The organism is Stenotrophomonas sp. YJH_SMC_130 (genome assembly GCF_059369035.1).
The window spans coordinates 63,177-78,723 of sequence record NZ_JCAFSH010000001.1 but is presented as its reverse complement, the minus strand read 5'-3'; the positions used below and the strand labels follow the sequence as shown (position 1 = coordinate 78,723).

The window sequence follows — 15,547 nt, the reverse complement described above, 5'->3', positions numbered from 1 at the left end:
CGCGCCGCAAGTAACATTCAAGTCGCCCCCGGCCTTTCGTGGCGGGCGTTTTCCCTTCCCAGCCAAGAGCAGCACGTCCTTGTCCCTTTCCGGCCTCATCACCGCGCTGGCGACCCCGTTCCGGGCCGACGGCGCCCTCGATCCCGACGGTTGGCAGCGCCTGCTGCACCTGCAACTGGAAGGTGGCGTCCATGGTGTTGTCGTAGCCGGCTCTACCGGCGAAGCGGCAACCCTCACCGACGCCGAGTACGACCTGCTGCTGGCCAGCGCGGTCGAGCGCATCGGCGGCCGCATTCCGGTCATGGCCGGTACCGGTCTTTCGGGCACTGCCAAGACCATCGAACAGACCCGTCGTGCCGCCGCCCTCGGCGCCAGCCACGCGCTGGTGGTCACGCCGCCGTACGTGCGCCCCACCCAGGCCGGCCTGATCGCGCACTACCGTGCGGTGGCCGACCAGGGTGGGCTGCCGGTCGTGCTGTACAACGTGCCCGGCCGTACCGGTTGCGACATGCAGCCTGAGACCGTGGCCGAGCTGGCCAGCCACCCCAACATCGTCGGCATCAAGGAGGCGGTGGGTGACACCGGCCGGGTGCAGGCGCTGCTCGCTCTGCGCAGCCCACAGTTCGCCGTGCTCAGCGGTGACGACGGTACGGCCGCGCGTTCGATCCAGGCCGGTATCGACGGCCTGATCTCAGTGGGTTCCAACGTGCTTCCCGGTGCCTACCGCCGGATGTGCGAGCTGGCCGCCGCACACGACCACGAAGCCACCGCGTCGTGGGATGCGCGCCTGCATCCCTTCCATGATTTCTGCGGCGTCGAACCGAACCCGATCCCGGTCAAGGCGCTGCTGCGCCGCATCGGCATCGGTCACGACCTGCGCCTGCCACTGCTGCCGTTGTCGGCAGCGCATCATCCGGCTGCCGACCATCTTGCCGGCGACATCGCCGCCCTCGAAGCCCTTTCCAGCCACTGACCTTCCGTCTTGGTCTGACCCAGGAGATTCACATGCGTCAATCCGTTTCCACCGTCCGCGTGCTGTCCTATGCCCTGCTTGCTGTGGCGGTCGCTGCCGGCACCACCGGCTGCTTCAAGCGCGGCGCCAAGGGCGACTACGCCCTGGCCCCGGAAATGCGTCCGCTGGAAGTGCCGCCGGACCTGAACCTGCCCAATGCCACCACCGACAACAAGGTGCCGACGTTGGCCTCGGCCACCAAGCCGGCGGCGCCGGTTGCTGCGGCTCCGGCAGCCGGCAGCACCGGTTTCACCATTGCCGGTGGCAAGGATGAAGCCTTCGCCAAGGTCGGTACCGCGCTGGAAGGCGTGGAGGGCGTGACCATCGCCAGCCGCGCGCAGTTGCTGGGTTCGTACGACGTGGCCTACGAGGGCAGCAACTTCCTGGTCCGCGTAGTGGCCGTCGATGCCGGCGCCTACATCTCCGCGGTTGACCCGCGTGGCCTGCCGGCCACCGCCGAAGCGCCGGTGAAGCTGATCGCCGCTCTGAAGGCGAAGCTCGCCCAGTAAGGGCTGGTCGGGTGGCTGCGGGCCTTGGTCCGCACCCGCCTTGGGTAGCGCCGGGCCATGCCCGGCGAGCTTGAAGCGCGGCCCAGGATCCGCCGGGCATGGCCCGGCGCTACCGGAAATGGAAAAGGGCGCCCAAGGCGCCCTTTTTCGTTGTCGCAGCAGGCGCTTCTCAGCGCTCCAGCAGCTTCAGCTTGTCCGGCTTGCCATCCCATTCGCCGGCGTCGGCGGGCGGGTCCTTGCGCACGGTCAGCACCGGCCACTCCTTCGCCAGCTCGGCGTTGAGGGCAACGAAGCCTTCCTGTCCGGCAGGAACATCGTCCTCCGGGAAGATCGCATTGACCGGGCACTCCGGCTCGCAGAGGGTGCAGTCGATGCACTCATCCGGGTCGATCACCAGGAAGTTCGGGCCTTCGTGGAAGCAATCCACGGGGCACACTTCCACGCAATCGGTGTGTTTGCACTTGATGCAGTTTTCGGTGACGACAAAGGGCATGGGCTTGGGGGTGGATCGATTCCTGAACCCGCCAATTCTAGAACAGGTTGGCCCCCGGTGTCGGCGCGGGGCGGAAAACGGGCGTCTGGCAGGCGCGACCGTGGGAGTCATTGGCGGCACGGCGGGGGCTGTGCGACGCTGCGGGGCACTCGGTCGCCCACCGTGGCCGGACTCCCTTCCCAGCAGGATCGTCCATGTCCCAAACCCAGCCCAGCACCGCGCCCCAGGGCGGTGAGAACACTGCATTCATCGTCCTGATCAGCTGCGTGGCCACCCTTGGTGGATTCCTGTTCGGTTTCGACAGTGGTGTCATCAATGGCACGGTCGATGGCCTCCGCCAGGCCTTCAACTCCAGTGAGGCGGCGCTCGGTTTCGAAGTCGCCTCGATGCTGCTGGGCTGCGCGATCGGCGCCTTCCTGGCCGGGTGGCTGGGTGATCGCCTGGGGCGCCGCGGTGTCCTGATCGTGTCCGCGCTGATGTTCCTTGTCTCGGCGCTCGGTGCCGGCGCGGCCCACGCGTCCTGGCTGTTCATCGCCGCCCGCGTGCTGGGCGGTTTCGCGGTGGGCGCGGCCAGCGTGATGTCACCGGCCTACATCGCCGAAGTCGCCTCGGCGCGTTACCGCGGCCGGCTGGCCACGGTGCAGCAGATGGCGATCATCTGCGGTTTGTTTGCGGCCTTCCTCAGCAATTACCTGCTGGCGCGTGCCGCCGGCGCCTCGACCGCGCCCCTTTGGCTGGGCCATGAGGCCTGGCGCTGGATGTTCTGGATGCAGGCGCTGCCCTCGGGGCTGTTCCTGCTGTTGTTGCTGGTGATCCCGGAAAGCCCGCGCTTCCTGGTGTTGAAGGGGCGCCAGGGGCAGGCGAGGGCGGTGCTGGCGCGGCTGTACGGCGAGGCCGGGGCCACCGCCAAGCAGGCCGAGATCGAGGCGAGCCTGGCCCAGGACCAGCACAAGCCGCGCTTCGGCGACCTGCGCAACAAGGCCACTGGCAAGCTGCGCCCGATCCTCTGGGTGGGTATCGGCCTGGCCATGTTCCAGCAGCTGGTCGGCATCAACGTGGTGTTCTACTACGGCGCGGTGCTGTGGCAGGCGGTGGGTTTCTCGGAAAGCGACGCGCTGCTGATCAACGTGTTGTCCGGCGCGCTGAGCATCGGTGCCTGCCTGCTGACGGTACTGCTGATCGACCGCATTGGGCGCAGGCCGCTGCTGTGGATCGGCTCGGTCGGCATGTCGGTGGCGCTGGTGCTGATGGTGGCGGCGTTTGCCAGCGGCAGCCTTGTCGATGGGCGCCTGCAGCTGTCCGATGGCATGGGGCGGCTGGCGCTGGTGGCAGCCAACGTCTACGTGGTGTTCTTCAACATGTCCTGGGGCCCGGTGATGTGGGTGATGCTGGGCGAGATGTTCCCCAACCAGATCCGCGGCCCGGCGCTGGCGGTGGCGGGTGCGGCGCAATGGACCTCGAACTTCGCGATCACCGTGACGTTCCCGATGCTGCTGGCCGGCATCGGCCTGGCCGGCGCCTATGGCATCTACGCCGTCGCGGCGATCCTCTCGATCGTCTTCGTGGTCCGCTACGTGCGCGAGACCAAGGGCAAGGAGCTGGAGCAGATGGAAGGCTGACGGCCGGCCCGTGTTTCAGCGCCTCCTTTCTCCGTGGGGAGGCTGCAGGCCAGCCGATCCAGGACACGCCGTAAACCCATCCATGGGGCTCGATGGCGCCATCCATGGCGCCAACGGTCCTGGATCGGCTGGCCTGCAGCCTCTCGACACATTGCGGGTGGCGGACGCAGGTCTGCGCGTCGGGATTGAATTGGCTGCGGAGGAACGAGGCTGTTCGTGCCGCCGTCGCGGGAAACTGTCAGGAGGGGGTGGGTCACCCTTGACTGGACCGTTGGCGCCATGGGTTGGGCGCATGCGCCCGACGGGTTGGGCAGGAGCCCAACCCTGGTCTTGCCGCGTGCGCAGGACAGCGCACGCGAGCAAGGCGCCATCGAGCACCATGGATGGGCTTTTGCGTGTCCAGGCCAGGGTGGCCCGCCCCCTCCCGCGCAGGGACAGGGAGGCGCTACTGCGACCAGGCCGACCGATGCCAATGCAAACCCCGGAAAACAGAAAAGCCCGCACAAGGCGGGCTTTTTCGGTTCCTGCTGCGGCGACTGGCGCTCCCTAGGGGACTCGAACCCCTGTTTTAGCCTTGAGAGGGCCACGTCCTAACCACTAGACGAAGGGAGCGTAACTGTGTCGCTGCCGAGGCAGGAGCGCTAGTATATGCACCTCGATGCCATTGGGCAATCCCGAAACTTCAACCGGAAGCGCCAACATCATTTCCCCTGCTACATCACCGTTCAGCCTGCGCGTCATCCCGCGCGACCAGCACACGATCTCCCGCAAGGACATCAGCCCGAACGCCCTGCGCGTGCTTTATCGCCTGCGCGATGCCGGCTTCGGCGCCTACCTTGTCGGCGGCGCGGTGCGCGACCTGCTGGTCAATGGCCAACCCAAGGATTTCGACGTGGCCACCGATGCCACGCCCGAACAGGTCAAGCAGCTGTTCCGCAACTGCCGCCTGATCGGTCGTCGGTTCCGCCTCGCCCACGTAGTGTTCGGCCGCGAAATCATCGAAGTCGCCACCTTCCGTGCCAACAGCGATGACGGCAGCGGCGACCGCGAGATGGAAAACGGCATGCTCGTGCGCGACAACGTGTACGGCACCATCGAAGACGACGCCATCCGCCGCGACTTCACCTGCAACGCCCTGTACTACGCCATCGAGGACTTCTCGGTGCGTGATTACACCGGCGGCTTCGAAGACGTCCAGGCGCGCCTGATGAAGCTGATCGGCGATCCCGAGCAGCGTTATCGGGAAGACCCGGTGCGCATGCTGCGTGCGGTGCGCCTGGCGGCCAAGCTCGGCTTCCAGATCGAAGAGGGGACCGCTGCGCCCATCCCGCACCTGGCCGGCCTGCTCAATGAAGCCGCGCCGGCGCGCCTGTTCGAGGAAGTGCTCAAGCTGTTCCTGTCCGGGCACGGTGTGGCCAGCTTCGAAGGCCTTGAGCGTTACGGCCTGCTGGACGTGCTGTTCCCGGAGAGCGCCAAGGCGCTGAAGTCCAACCGCACCGGCGCGCTGCGCCGCATGCTGGTCGAAGGCCTGGCCAACACCGATGTCCGCGTGGCCAACGACGAGCCGGTCTCGCCGGCGTTCCTGTTCGCGTTGCTGCTGTGGCCGGCGTTCTGCCGCGCACAGGCGACCCTGCTCAAGCAGGGGGTGGCACCGGAAGAGGCGCAGCGCCGCGCCGCCGACCGGGTCACCGTGCAGCAGCTCAGCACCATCGCGCTGCCGCGCCGCTTCTCGCTGCCGATGCAGGAGATCTGGCTGCTGCAGTCGCGCTTCAGCTCGCGCCAGCGCAAGCGCGTGTTCCGTACCCTGACCCACCCGCGCTTCCGCGCCGCGTTCGATTTCCTCAGCCTGCGCCAGGTCGCTTCGTCCGAGCATGCAGTGGATGTCGAGTTCTGGCGCGAAGCACAGGCGCAGTCCGGTCGCGAGCTGGAGTCGTCGCTGGATGCGATGCACAGTGAAGACGGCGATGACGAGAGCGGGGCACCGCGCAAGCGCCGCCGTCGCCGTCGACGTCCCGGTGCTGCTGCGGCGGGCGAGTAAGCGATGACCCTCGCCTGGATCGGCCTCGGCGCCAACCTTGGCGACGCGGCCGCGACCGTGGGCGCGGCGATTGCCGCGCTGGATGGCCTGCCGGGAACGCGCCTGCGACAGGCCTCGCGGCTCTATGCAACGCCGGCCTGGGGCAATGAAGACCAGCCGCCGTTCGTCAATGCCGTGGCTGCGGTCGAAACCACCTTGCCGGCCGATGAGTTGCTGCAGGCGATGCTGGCGCTGGAGCGGGGCTTTGGCCGCGTGCGCGATCCGGCGGTGCACTGGGGGCCGCGCGCGCTGGACCTGGACCTGCTGCTGTATGGCACGCAGGTCCTCGATCAGCCCGGTCTGCAGGTACCCCATCCCTACCTGCACGAGCGCGCCTTCGTGTTGGTGCCGCTGGCCGAAATCGCGCCTGATCTGGCCATTCCCGGTCATGGCAGCGTGCGGGATGCAGTGGTGCGGGTGGATGCCTGCGGGATTGCGCCGATAGGGTGATAATGACCGGGTTATCTCCCCCGGTTATCAGCACATGAGCACCCACGCAGACAGCAAGCCCTGGACCGTTCCCGCCCTGGCCGAGGCCAAGCGCAATGGCCAGAAGCTGGTCATGTTGACCGCCTACGACGCTGGCTTCGCCCGCACTTTCGACGCGAATGGCGTTGATCTGATCCTGATCGGCGATTCGCTGGGCATGGTCGTGCAGGGCCATGATTCGACCTTGCCGGTGACCGTGGCCGACATGGTCTACCACACCCGCGCCGTGGCCCGCGTACTGCAGCGAGCGCTGCTGGTGGCCGACCTGCCGTTCGGCGCCGACGCCACCCCGGAACGCGCGCTGGATGCATCGCTGCAGCTGCTGCAGGCCGGTGCCGAGATGGTCAAGATCGAAGGTGCCGGCTTCAAGGTCGACATCATCCGCTACCTGGTCGAGCGCGAGATTCCGGTCTGCGCGCACCTGGGCCTGACCCCGCAATCGGTGCTGCGCCTGGGCGGCTTCAAGATCCAGGGCCGCGGCGATGCTGCGCGCCAGCTGGTGGAGGATGCCAGGGCGGTGGCCGCCGCAGGCGCCAGCATCATGGTGCTCGAATGCGTGCCGACCCCCGTCGCCGCCGAAGTGACCGCTGCGGTGGATGTGCCGACCATCGGTATCGGTGCTGGCCCGCAGTGCGATGGCCAGGTGCTGGTGCTGCACGATTTCCTCGGCCTGGACAGTGGCCATCGCCGTCCCAAGTTCGTCAAGGATTTCCTTGCCGAAGGCGGCTCGGTGGCCGGTGCCACCCGCGCGTTTGCCGACGCCGTGCGCGATGGCAGCTTCCCCGACGAACAGCACGCCTACGCCCAATGATCCAGACCTTCAACGAGCTCGGCGCGCTGCGCGGGCAGATCGCCCAGTGGAAGCGCGAGGGCCTGCGCGTGGCGCTGGTGCCGACCATGGGCAACCTGCATGGGGGCCACCATTCGCTGGTGGCCCTGGCCCGCCAGTACGCCGACAAGGTGGTGGCGAGCATCTTCGTCAACCCGACCCAGTTCGGGCCGAACGAGGACTTCAGCCGCTACCCGCGCACGCCCGAGGCCGACGTGGCCGGGCTGGAGCAGGCAGGCTGCGATGCGGTGTGGCTGCCCAGCGTCGAGGCGATGTACCCGCTGGGCGTGGACAAGACCACGCGCATGCACGCGCCGGGCGTGAGTGAAGTGCTGGAAGGTGCGAGCCGTCCGGGGCACTTCGATGGCGTCTGCACGGTGGTGGCACGCCTGTTCCTGCAGGTGCAGCCGGACGTGGCCGTGTTCGGTCGCAAGGACTACCAGCAGCTGGCCGTGATCAAGCAGATGGTGGCCGAGCTGTCGTTCCCGGTCCAGATCGTCGGCGCCGAGATCGTGCGCGACGAGGACGGCCTGGCCAAGAGCTCGCGCAACCAGTACCTGAGCGCCGAACAGCGTCCGGTCGCGACCACCATCCACCGGACCCTGCTGGGCATGCGCGAAGGCTACGTGGCCGGGCAGGCACGTGAACGCATCGAGGCCGAGGCCACTGCCGCGTTGCAGGCGGCCGGTTTCCAGGTTGACTACGCGGTGCTGCGCACTCCGGAGCTGGCCGAGCCGACCTTCGACGGCGGCGGCCGGGTGGCGCTGATCGCCGCACGGCTGGGTACCACCCGGCTGATCGACAACCTGGAGTTCTGAGTTCCGGCTGTGCCGCGCGATGCATGGGGTCAGATCCCTTTCCCAGGGGAAAAGGGATCCGCCCCCGGTTTCACCGCCTACCTGAACAGGTTGCCGGCCGTAATGCCCCGCGCTGTGCGGGTGCTAGAATCCGCTCTTTCCTTTGCCGTTGCAGCGCCCCCATGCACCTGTCCCTGCTCAAGACCAAGATCCACCGCGCCACCGTCACCCATTCCGAGCTGAACTACGAAGGCTCGATCGCCATCGACGACAACCTGCTGGCTGCCACGGGCATCCGCGAGTTCGAACAGGTGCATATCTGGGACGTGACCAACGGTGCGCGCTTCTCGACCTATGCCATCCGCGCCGAAGCCGGCAGCGGCGTTGTCTCGCTCAACGGTGGCGCCGCGCGCCACGTGCAGGTCGGCGACATCATCATCATCGCCGCGTTCGCCAGCATGACCGAGCAGGAAGCTGACAGCTTCAAGCCGAAGCTGGTGTACGTTGATGGCAACAACCAGATCACCCACACCAACGACACGATCCCGACCCAGGCCGCATGACAACGAACAACGGATTCGACTCGCTGCATTCCCACGCCCAGCGCCTGAAGGGCGCAAGCATTCCCAGCCTGCTCGCCGCCGAACCCGGCCGCGTGCAGGACCTGGCGCTGCGGGTCGGTCCGTTGTACGTCAACTTCGCCCGCCAGAAGTACGATGCCGCGGCGCTGCAGGCGTTGCTGGCGCTGGCCGCCGACCGTGATGTCGGCGGCGCCATCACCCGCCTGTTCCGCGGCGAGCAGGTCAATCTGACCGAAGGCCGCGCCGCGCTGCATACCGCGCTGCGTGGCGACGTGGTCGATGCGCCGGTGGCGGCCGAGGCCTATGCCACCGCGCGCGGCATCCGCCAGCGCATGGGCGTGCTGGTGCGCGCGCTGGAAGACAGTGGCGTGACCGATGTGGTCAGTGTCGGCATCGGGGGGTCCGACCTCGGCCCGCGCCTGGTCGCCGATGCGCTGCGCCCGGTCACCGGTGCGCGCCTGCGTGTGCATTTCGTGTCGAATGTGGACGGCGCCGCCATGCAGCGCACGCTGGCCACGCTGGATCCGGCGAAGACTGCCGGCATCCTGATCTCCAAGACCTTCGGTACCCAGGAAACCCTGCTCAACGGCCAGATCCTGCACGACTGGCTGGGCGGCAGCGAGCGCCTGTATGCGGTCAGCGCCAATCCGGAGCGCGCTGCCAAGGCCTTCGCGATCGCCGCCGATCGCGTGCTGCCGATGTGGGACTGGGTCGGTGGCCGTTATTCGCTGTGGTCGGCGGTGGGTTTCCCGATCGCGCTGGCGATCGGCTTCGAGCGTTTCGAGCAGCTGCTGGAAGGCGCCGCGCAGATGGATGCGCATGCGCTGGATGCACCGCTGGAGCGCAACCTGCCGGTGCTGCACGGCCTCACCGACATCTGGAACCGCAACCTGCTGGGCCATGCCACGCACGCGGTGATGACCTACGACCAGCGCCTGGCGCTGCTGCCGGCTTACCTGCAGCAGCTGGTGATGGAAAGCCTGGGCAAGCGCGTGCAGCGCGACGGCCAGCCGGTCACCGTCGACACCGTGCCGGTGTGGTGGGGCGGGGCAGGGACCGACGTGCAGCACAGCTTCTTCCAGGCGCTGCACCAGGGCACCAGCATCGTTCCGGCCGATTTCATCGGCTGCGTGCACAACGATGATCCCTACACGATCAATCACCAGGCCCTGCTGGCCAACCTGCTGGCGCAGACCGAAGCGCTGGCCAATGGCCAGGGCAGCGAAGATCCGCACCGCGACTACCCGGGAGGCCGGCCGAGTACGCTGATCCTGCTCGACGCGTTGACCCCGCAGGCGCTGGGTGCACTGATCGCCATGTACGAGCACGCTGTATACGTGCAGTCGGTGATCTGGAACATCAACGCCTTCGACCAGTTCGGTGTCGAGCTGGGCAAGCAGCTGGCCAGTGGCCTGTTGCCGGCGCTGCAGGGCGAGGATGTGGCGGTTGCCGATCCGATGACCCGCGAGATCCTGGCGCAGTTGAAGGGCTGATGCCCGGCACTACCGGTGCACGGCGTGGCGTCTCACCGGCTCGGATCGCGTTCCGGGCTGGGCCGCTTGGCCAGCTTGCGCTGCAGCGAGCGCCGGTGCATGCCGAGCAGGCGTGCGGCCGCTGACACGTTGCCGCCGGTCTCGTGCATCGCCTGCTGGATATGTTCCCACTGCAGGCGGCTGATCGGCGTCATCGCATCGGGCACTTCCATTTCGCCGTCGTCGGCCGGGCCGTCGTCCTCCTCGCCAAGCGCGCGCAGGATCATCGGCACCGTGGCCGGCTTCGGCAGGTAATCATCCGCGCCCAGCTTGATCGCCTCCACTGCGGTGGCGATGCTGGCATAGCCGGTCACCAGCAGGATGCGCATGTCCGCGCGCAGTGCGCGCAGCGGCTGGATCAGCGCCAGGCCGGAATCGCTGCCCAGCTTCAGGTCGATCAGCGCGAACGCCGGCGGATGCTGGCGGGCCAGTGCCAGGGCACTGGCGGCATCCTGTGCGGTCTGTGTTTCCAGGCCCTTGCGGGCCAGGCTGCGCTGCAGGGTACGCAGGTACAGCTCGTCGTCGTCGACCAGCAGACCAAGGGTTGAGGCGCTCATGGGGTTTCCTCGCGTGGGGCCAGCGGCAGGCGGAAGCCGACGCGGCTGCCGGCCCCTTGGGCCGGGCGCATCCACATCTCGCCGTCGAGGCGTTCGATGGTGGCATGGGACAGGGCCAGGCCGACGCCCATGCCCTCGCTCTTGCTGCTGCCGAACAGCTTGCCCGGCAGCACGGCGGCACGGGCGTCGAAACCATGGCCGTAGTCGCGTACTTCGCCGATCAGGTCGTCGCCCTCGATGCGCAGGTCCAGGTCCACGCGCGGCCGGCCGGCCTTCTCGCCGGCATCGGCGGCATTGTTGAGCAGGACCATCAGCAGGTGGCCTACGCCCGGGTCGAGCGGCAGCCGCAGCGGCGCATCGTCGTTGCGATGCAGGTCGATGGTCGGTCGCACCAGGCGCCATTGCTCCAGCACCTGCTGGGCGCTGGAGTGGCTGCGACCCGGTGCATCGGCCGAAGCCGGTGCGGCCAGTGCCAGCACGCGCTCGCGGCACTGCACCAGCAGCTCGCGCAGGGTTTCCATGTCCTCGCGCACTTCCGGCTCTTCGCTGCGCTCGGCGACATCGTCGGCGAGCAGGGTCATGGTCGCCAGCGGCGTGTTCAGTTCATGTGCCACCGAGGCGGCATGGGTGGCCAGGGCGACGATGCCCTCGTTGCGGGCGAAGCGCTCACGCAGCGCCGACAGTTCCAGTTCGCGCTCCCGCAGGGCCAGTGCCAGGCGGGTGGAGAAGGCCAGCACCACTGTGGCGGAAATCAGGAAGTTGGCGACCACGCCCCAGCGATTGAGGTCCTGAGCGCGGAAGTAGCCGTCCGGCAGCGCCTGCCCGAAGATGCCGCTGGCGGCGTAGCCGAGCAGGCAGGCCAGCGCGACCGCCAGTGCCCAGCGCAGGGGCAGGGCGAACGCGGCCAGCGCGATCAGGATCAGGAACAGTGAACTGAACGGGTTGGCCATGCCGCCGCTCCAGCCCACCATCCAGGTCAAGATGATCACGTCCACCAGGATATGGCCGAATGCGGTCAGCGGCGCAGTGTCGGCCGCTTCCGGGCGCAGCTGGGTGTAGACGTTGAACAGGGCCAGCACCGCCACGCCGGCCCACAACGGCAGCTGCGGCAACGGCAGGCCCAGCACCCAGGTCGCGACCAGGATGGTGGCGGCCTGGCCGCCTACGGCAAGCCAGCGCAGGCTGCACAGGGTACGGAGAAACGGGGCGTCGGGACCGGTCATTCACGCTCATCGTATGCGTTCATGCGTGTACATGCCTGCGACAATCGGCCGCAGCCGTGCCGCAGGCTGAATGCGAGTCACCCCGAATGCGGGAGTGGGCGGTAGAATGCGCCCATGCACGACGCCGTCACCCGCCCGACTCCCCCCTCCGATGCCACCGCCTGGCCCCGTCGCCAGACCCATGCCGTCCAGATCGGCGGGGTCACCGTAGGCGGCGGCAAGCCGGTGGTGGTGCAGTCGATGACCAACACCGATACCTCCGACGTGGCCTCCAGCGTGAAGCAGGTGGCCGAGTTGTGGCGTGCCGGCTCGGAGATGGTGCGGTTGACCGTCAACACCGTGGAAGCCGCTGCGGCCATTCCGCGCATCGTCGACAAGCTGGCGATGATGGGTATCGATGTACCGCTGATCGGTGACTTCCACTACAACGGCCACCAGCTGCTCACCGCCGAGCCGGCATGTGCGGAAGCGTTGGCCAAGTACCGCATCAACCCGGGCAATGTCGGCTTCGGCAAGAAGAAGGACCTGCAGTTCGCCCAGTTGATCGAGTTCGCGATCCGCTACAACAAGCCGGTGCGCATCGGCGCCAACTGGGGCTCGCTGGACCAGGCCCTGGCGGCGAAGCTGATGGACGAGAACAGCCTGCGCGAACAGCCCTGGGATGCCGGCCGCGTGCTGCGCGAAGCGCTGATCCGCTCGGCCCTGGATTCGGCCGAGCAGGCGGTGGAACTCGGCCTGCCGCGCGATCGCATCGTGCTGTCGGCCAAGGTCAGTGGCGTGCAGGAACTGATCGCGGTGTACCGCGACCTGGCCCAGCGCTCGGACTTCGCCCTGCACCTGGGCCTGACCGAAGCCGGTATCGGTAGCAAGGGCATCGTCGCCTCGTCGGCAGCGCTGAGCGTGCTGCTGCAGGAAGGCATCGGTGACACCATCCGCATCTCGCTGACCCCGGAGCCGGGCCAGTCGCGCACGCAGGAAGTGATCGTCGCCCAGGAACTGCTGCAGACCACCGGCCAGCGCGCCTTCACGCCGCTGGTCACGGCCTGCCCGGGCTGCGGCCGCACCACCTCCGAGTTCTTCCAGGAACTGGCCAAAGTGGTGCAGAACCACGTGCGCGAGAAGATGCCGCTGTGGAAGATCCACCACCCGGGTGCGGAGAACATGACCCTGGCGGTGATGGGCTGCATCGTCAACGGGCCGGGTGAGTCGCGCCATGCCAACATCGGCATCTCCCTGCCGGGCACGGGCGAGACGCCGGCGGCACCGGTATTCGTCGATGGCGAGAAGAAGGTGACCCTGCGTGGCGACAACATCGCCCAGGAGTTCGTCGCCCTGATCGACGATTACGTCGAACACAAATATGTCCGAAGCGCCGGATAAGCCTGCGATCCTCGCCGCACCGGAGTCCGCCTCCGGTTTCCGCCACTGGATGGCGCGCAATGCCTGGCGCCTGGTCCTGCTGTTCGGCGGCGTGCTGCTGCCGCTGGCCGGCTTCGTCGCCCTGGCGGACGAAGTGCACGAATTTGAATCGTTCCATTTCGATGCGCCGCTGCTGTGGCAGATGCATGGCCTGCATTCGCCATGGCTGGACCGCTTCTTCGTGCTCATCTCGAAACTGGGCTACGAGTGGTTCCTGATCCCTGCTGACGTGCTGATCATCGGTGCGCTGCTGGGCTACCGGCGCTGGCGCGAGGCGACCTTCGTCGCGGTCAGTTTCGTGGGATCGGCGTTGCTGAACATGGGCAGCAAGCACTTCTTCCAGCGCCAGCGCCCCAGCCTGTGGGAGTCGATTGCGCCGGAATCGACGTTCAGCTTCCCCAGCGGGCACGCCATGGGCTCGATGACCCTTGCCGCGACCCTGGTGCTGCTGGCCTGGAATACACGCTGGCGCTGGCCGGTACTGCTGCTGGCGCCCCCGTTCAGCCTGCTGGTGAGCGTCTCACGGGTCTATCTGGGCGTGCATTATCCCTCGGACATCCTGGCCGGATGGTGTGCCGCGCTGGTTTGGGTGGTAGGGTGCTATCTGGTCATGTTCAGTCGCCGGCATCCTTGGCGACGTCGGGATTCGCCGCCAGCGACGGCCAGCGAAGCATCATCACAGGGGGGTGACGTGGATGACCCTTCCGCGGCGTCTACGTAATAGATCAGTTGTTTCGTTGCAGCAGGTTCTGCAAGACAGGGGGCAAGCACAACGCGCGTTACTGTGATGCGCAAGGCAGAACGCCCGGATCGCGTCCCGAACGCGCTTGCAGGGGTATCGGCGTCCTGCCTAGCTTGACCTGCAATGGCCGCATTCGAAGAGGTACGTGAATGACGATTCGAGTCTACCTGGTGGATGACCATGCGCTGGTCCGCACCGGGATGAAGATGATCCTGTCGGGGGAGACCGACATCGAGGTGGTGGGCGAAGCCGAGACCGGTGAAGACGCACTGCGCGACGTCCGCCAGCTGCTGCCGGACGTGGTGCTGTGCGACCTGCACCTGCCCGGTGTGAGTGGCATGGAAGTGACCGAGCGCATCGTCCGCAGCCACCGCAACACCCGCGTGGTGATCGTGTCGGTGCTGGAAGACGGGCCGCTGCCGAAGCGCTTGCTGGAGGCGGGGGCCGCGGGCTACATCGGCAAGGGCTGCGATGCACAGGAGCTGCTGCGCGCGGTGCGCGATGTGGCCATGGGCCGTCGCTACCTGGGCACCAGCATCGCGCAGAACCTGGCCTTGTCGACGGTGGAGGGCAATGGTTCGCCGTTCGACAGCCTGTCGCCGCGAGAACTGGAAGTAGCATTGCTGCTGACCCAGGGCCTGCGCCAGGAAGACATCGCGCGGCGCCTGAGCCTGAGTGCCAAGACGGTGAACACGCACAAGGCGCGGTTGTTCGAGAAGATGGGGATCCACGACAACATCGCGCTGGCGCGCATGGCCAGCCAGTACGGGCTGGTGGATCCGGCGCGGCCGTTGTAAGGGATTCGGTCTTCCGTAGAGCCGAGCCCATGCTCGGCTGCTCTCCATTCCGCTGGAGTGGAGCCGAGCATGGGCTCGGCTCTACACCTGCTTCGGGCTCAGAGGCCGCGCACGCGCTTGATGATCTTCGCCGCGTCGGCGGCGCTGGCGCGCACCTTGTCCCATTCGCCGCCGGCGATCCAGTTGCCCGGTACCATCCACGAACCGCCGATGCAGACCACGTTCTTCTGCTCAAGGTACTCGGCGGCGGTGTTCTCGGTGATGCCGCCGGTCGGGCACAGCTTCAGGTCCGCCACCGGGCCGGCCAGTCCCTTGATCATCGCCAGCCCGCCCACGGCTGTGGCCGGGAACAGCTTGCACACGCGGAAGCCGCGGGCGTAGAGCGACAGCAGCTCGGTCGGCGTCGCCGCACCTGGCACCACCGGCAGCGGCGCAGCGGCAAGTGCATCAGCCAGCGCCGGCGGCGTCCCCGGGGTCACCAGGAAGTCCGCACCCGCATCGATCGACTGCTGCATCTGCTCCACGGTCAGCACCGTACCGGCACCCACCACCACGTCCGGCAGCTCGCGCTTGAGCATTGCCAGCGCTTCCATCGCCACCGGCGTGCGCAGCGTCAGCTCGATCGCCGGCAGACCACCTTCCAGCAGCGCCGCACTCACCGCGCGGGCCTGGTCCAGCGTATGAATCGTCACCACGGGCAGGATGCCCGCCGCATGCAACAGCTCCGCCGCCTTCACCTGATGTCGTTCGATACCCATGCTTTTGCCCTTGCCTTTGCTCTTCTTGATTCAGTGGCCGCAGCGCAAATGACGCGCCGGGAATTGTCCAAGGGCATTAGAGCGCCCTGGCCGGGACCGTGAGCGGCATGGAT

16 protein-coding genes and 1 tRNA gene are annotated in these 15,547 nt (G+C 67.5%); 12 read left to right on the top strand and 5 right to left on the bottom strand.

Annotation, left to right across the window (positions count from 1 at the left end; genetic code table 11):
• The first annotated feature begins 79 nt into the window (after window positions 1-79).
• On the top strand, window positions 80-973 hold the full coding sequence (gene dapA / locus AC5P5V_RS00385) for a 4-hydroxy-tetrahydrodipicolinate synthase (protein ID WP_061480294.1): 894 nt from the start codon (window positions 80-82) through the stop codon (window positions 971-973).
• Between the two features lie 32 nt (window positions 974-1,005).
• On the top strand, window positions 1,006-1,521 hold the full coding sequence (locus AC5P5V_RS00380) for a hypothetical protein (protein WP_005416115.1): 516 nt from the start codon (window positions 1,006-1,008) through the stop codon (window positions 1,519-1,521).
• Between the two features lie 169 nt (window positions 1,522-1,690).
• Here AC5P5V_RS00380 and fdxA read toward each other — a convergent pair whose 3' ends face one another.
• On the bottom strand, window positions 1,691-2,014 hold the full coding sequence (fdxA, locus tag AC5P5V_RS00375) for a ferredoxin FdxA (protein WP_005409054.1): 324 nt from the start codon (window positions 2,012-2,014) through the stop codon (window positions 1,691-1,693).
• Between the two features lie 194 nt (window positions 2,015-2,208).
• On the opposite strand from fdxA, the gene AC5P5V_RS00370 reads away from it, so the two are divergent.
• On the top strand, window positions 2,209-3,633 hold the full coding sequence (locus AC5P5V_RS00370; RefSeq protein ID WP_134967728.1) for a sugar porter family MFS transporter: 1,425 nt from the start codon (window positions 2,209-2,211) through the stop codon (window positions 3,631-3,633).
• A 537-nt stretch (window positions 3,634-4,170) separates the two neighbouring features.
• Here AC5P5V_RS00370 and AC5P5V_RS00365 read toward each other — a convergent pair.
• A tRNA-Glu gene (locus tag AC5P5V_RS00365) sits at window positions 4,171-4,245 on the bottom strand.
• Between the two features lie 52 nt (window positions 4,246-4,297).
• Here AC5P5V_RS00365 and pcnB point away from each other — a divergent pair.
• The 6 genes from pcnB (at window position 4,298) to pgi (ending at window position 9,899) form a co-directional block, all read left to right on the top strand.
• Complete coding sequence (pcnB, locus tag AC5P5V_RS00360; protein ID WP_061480298.1) at window positions 4,298-5,671, top strand: polynucleotide adenylyltransferase PcnB; 1,374 nt, start codon at window positions 4,298-4,300, stop codon at window positions 5,669-5,671.
• Window positions 5,672-5,674: 3 nt separating this feature from the next.
• Complete coding sequence (gene folK, locus AC5P5V_RS00355; RefSeq protein ID WP_061480291.1) at window positions 5,675-6,160, top strand: 2-amino-4-hydroxy-6-hydroxymethyldihydropteridine diphosphokinase; 486 nt, start codon at window positions 5,675-5,677, stop codon at window positions 6,158-6,160.
• Between the two features lie 34 nt (window positions 6,161-6,194).
• Window positions 6,195-7,010 carry a 3-methyl-2-oxobutanoate hydroxymethyltransferase gene (gene panB, locus AC5P5V_RS00350; protein ID WP_014646749.1) on the top strand — a complete coding sequence of 272 codons (816 nt, stop codon included), beginning with the start codon at window positions 6,195-6,197 and terminating at the stop codon, window positions 7,008-7,010.
• A complete protein-coding gene (gene panC, locus AC5P5V_RS00345; RefSeq protein ID WP_061480289.1) occupies window positions 7,007-7,846 on the top strand; it encodes a pantoate--beta-alanine ligase in 840 nt (279 codons plus the stop codon). Before panB ends, panC begins: the two co-directional genes overlap by 4 nt.
• A 161-nt stretch (window positions 7,847-8,007) precedes the next feature.
• On the top strand, window positions 8,008-8,388 hold the full coding sequence (gene panD, locus AC5P5V_RS00340) for an aspartate 1-decarboxylase (RefSeq protein ID WP_006432456.1): 381 nt from the start codon (window positions 8,008-8,010) through the stop codon (window positions 8,386-8,388).
• Window positions 8,385-9,899 carry a glucose-6-phosphate isomerase gene (pgi, locus tag AC5P5V_RS00335; RefSeq protein WP_049439728.1) on the top strand — a complete coding sequence of 505 codons (1,515 nt, stop codon included), beginning with the start codon at window positions 8,385-8,387 and terminating at the stop codon, window positions 9,897-9,899. Before panD ends, pgi begins: the two co-directional genes overlap by 4 nt.
• Before the next feature lie 32 nt (window positions 9,900-9,931).
• Here the strand turns inward: pgi and AC5P5V_RS00330 are convergent, their stop codons facing one another.
• Together AC5P5V_RS00330 and AC5P5V_RS00325 are read right to left on the bottom strand one after the other, a co-directional pair.
• Window positions 9,932-10,495: a response regulator transcription factor gene (locus AC5P5V_RS00330; protein ID WP_005409063.1), complete on the bottom strand. Its 564-nt coding sequence runs from the start codon at window positions 10,493-10,495 to the stop codon at window positions 9,932-9,934.
• Window positions 10,492-11,718 (bottom strand): ATP-binding protein, encoded by a 1,227-nt coding sequence (locus tag AC5P5V_RS00325; protein ID WP_049414674.1) that lies wholly within the window; start codon window positions 11,716-11,718, stop codon window positions 10,492-10,494. Before AC5P5V_RS00325 ends, AC5P5V_RS00330 begins: the two co-directional genes overlap by 4 nt.
• A 114-nt stretch (window positions 11,719-11,832) precedes the next feature.
• Between AC5P5V_RS00325 and ispG the strand changes: the two genes are divergently transcribed.
• From ispG to AC5P5V_RS00310, 3 genes are all read left to right on the top strand, one after another.
• Entirely contained in the window at window positions 11,833-13,098 is a 1,266-nt protein-coding gene (gene ispG / locus AC5P5V_RS00320; protein ID WP_061480288.1) for a flavodoxin-dependent (E)-4-hydroxy-3-methylbut-2-enyl-diphosphate synthase, read from the top strand.
• Window positions 13,079-13,858, top strand: a complete 780-nt coding sequence (locus AC5P5V_RS00315; RefSeq protein ID WP_061480287.1) for a phosphatase PAP2 family protein — start codon at window positions 13,079-13,081, stop codon at window positions 13,856-13,858. Before ispG ends, AC5P5V_RS00315 begins: the two co-directional genes overlap by 20 nt.
• A gap of 170 nt (window positions 13,859-14,028) precedes the next feature.
• Window positions 14,029-14,676, top strand: coding sequence for a response regulator (locus AC5P5V_RS00310; RefSeq protein ID WP_005416124.1), 648 nt, complete (start codon window positions 14,029-14,031; stop codon window positions 14,674-14,676).
• Window positions 14,677-14,774: 98 nt separating this feature from the next.
• On the opposite strand, the gene eda is transcribed toward AC5P5V_RS00310, so the two are convergent.
• Window positions 14,775-15,434 (bottom strand): bifunctional 4-hydroxy-2-oxoglutarate aldolase/2-dehydro-3-deoxy-phosphogluconate aldolase, encoded by a 660-nt coding sequence (eda, locus tag AC5P5V_RS00305; RefSeq protein ID WP_231352662.1) that lies wholly within the window; start codon window positions 15,432-15,434, stop codon window positions 14,775-14,777.
• Window positions 15,435-15,547 lie beyond the last annotated feature (113 nt).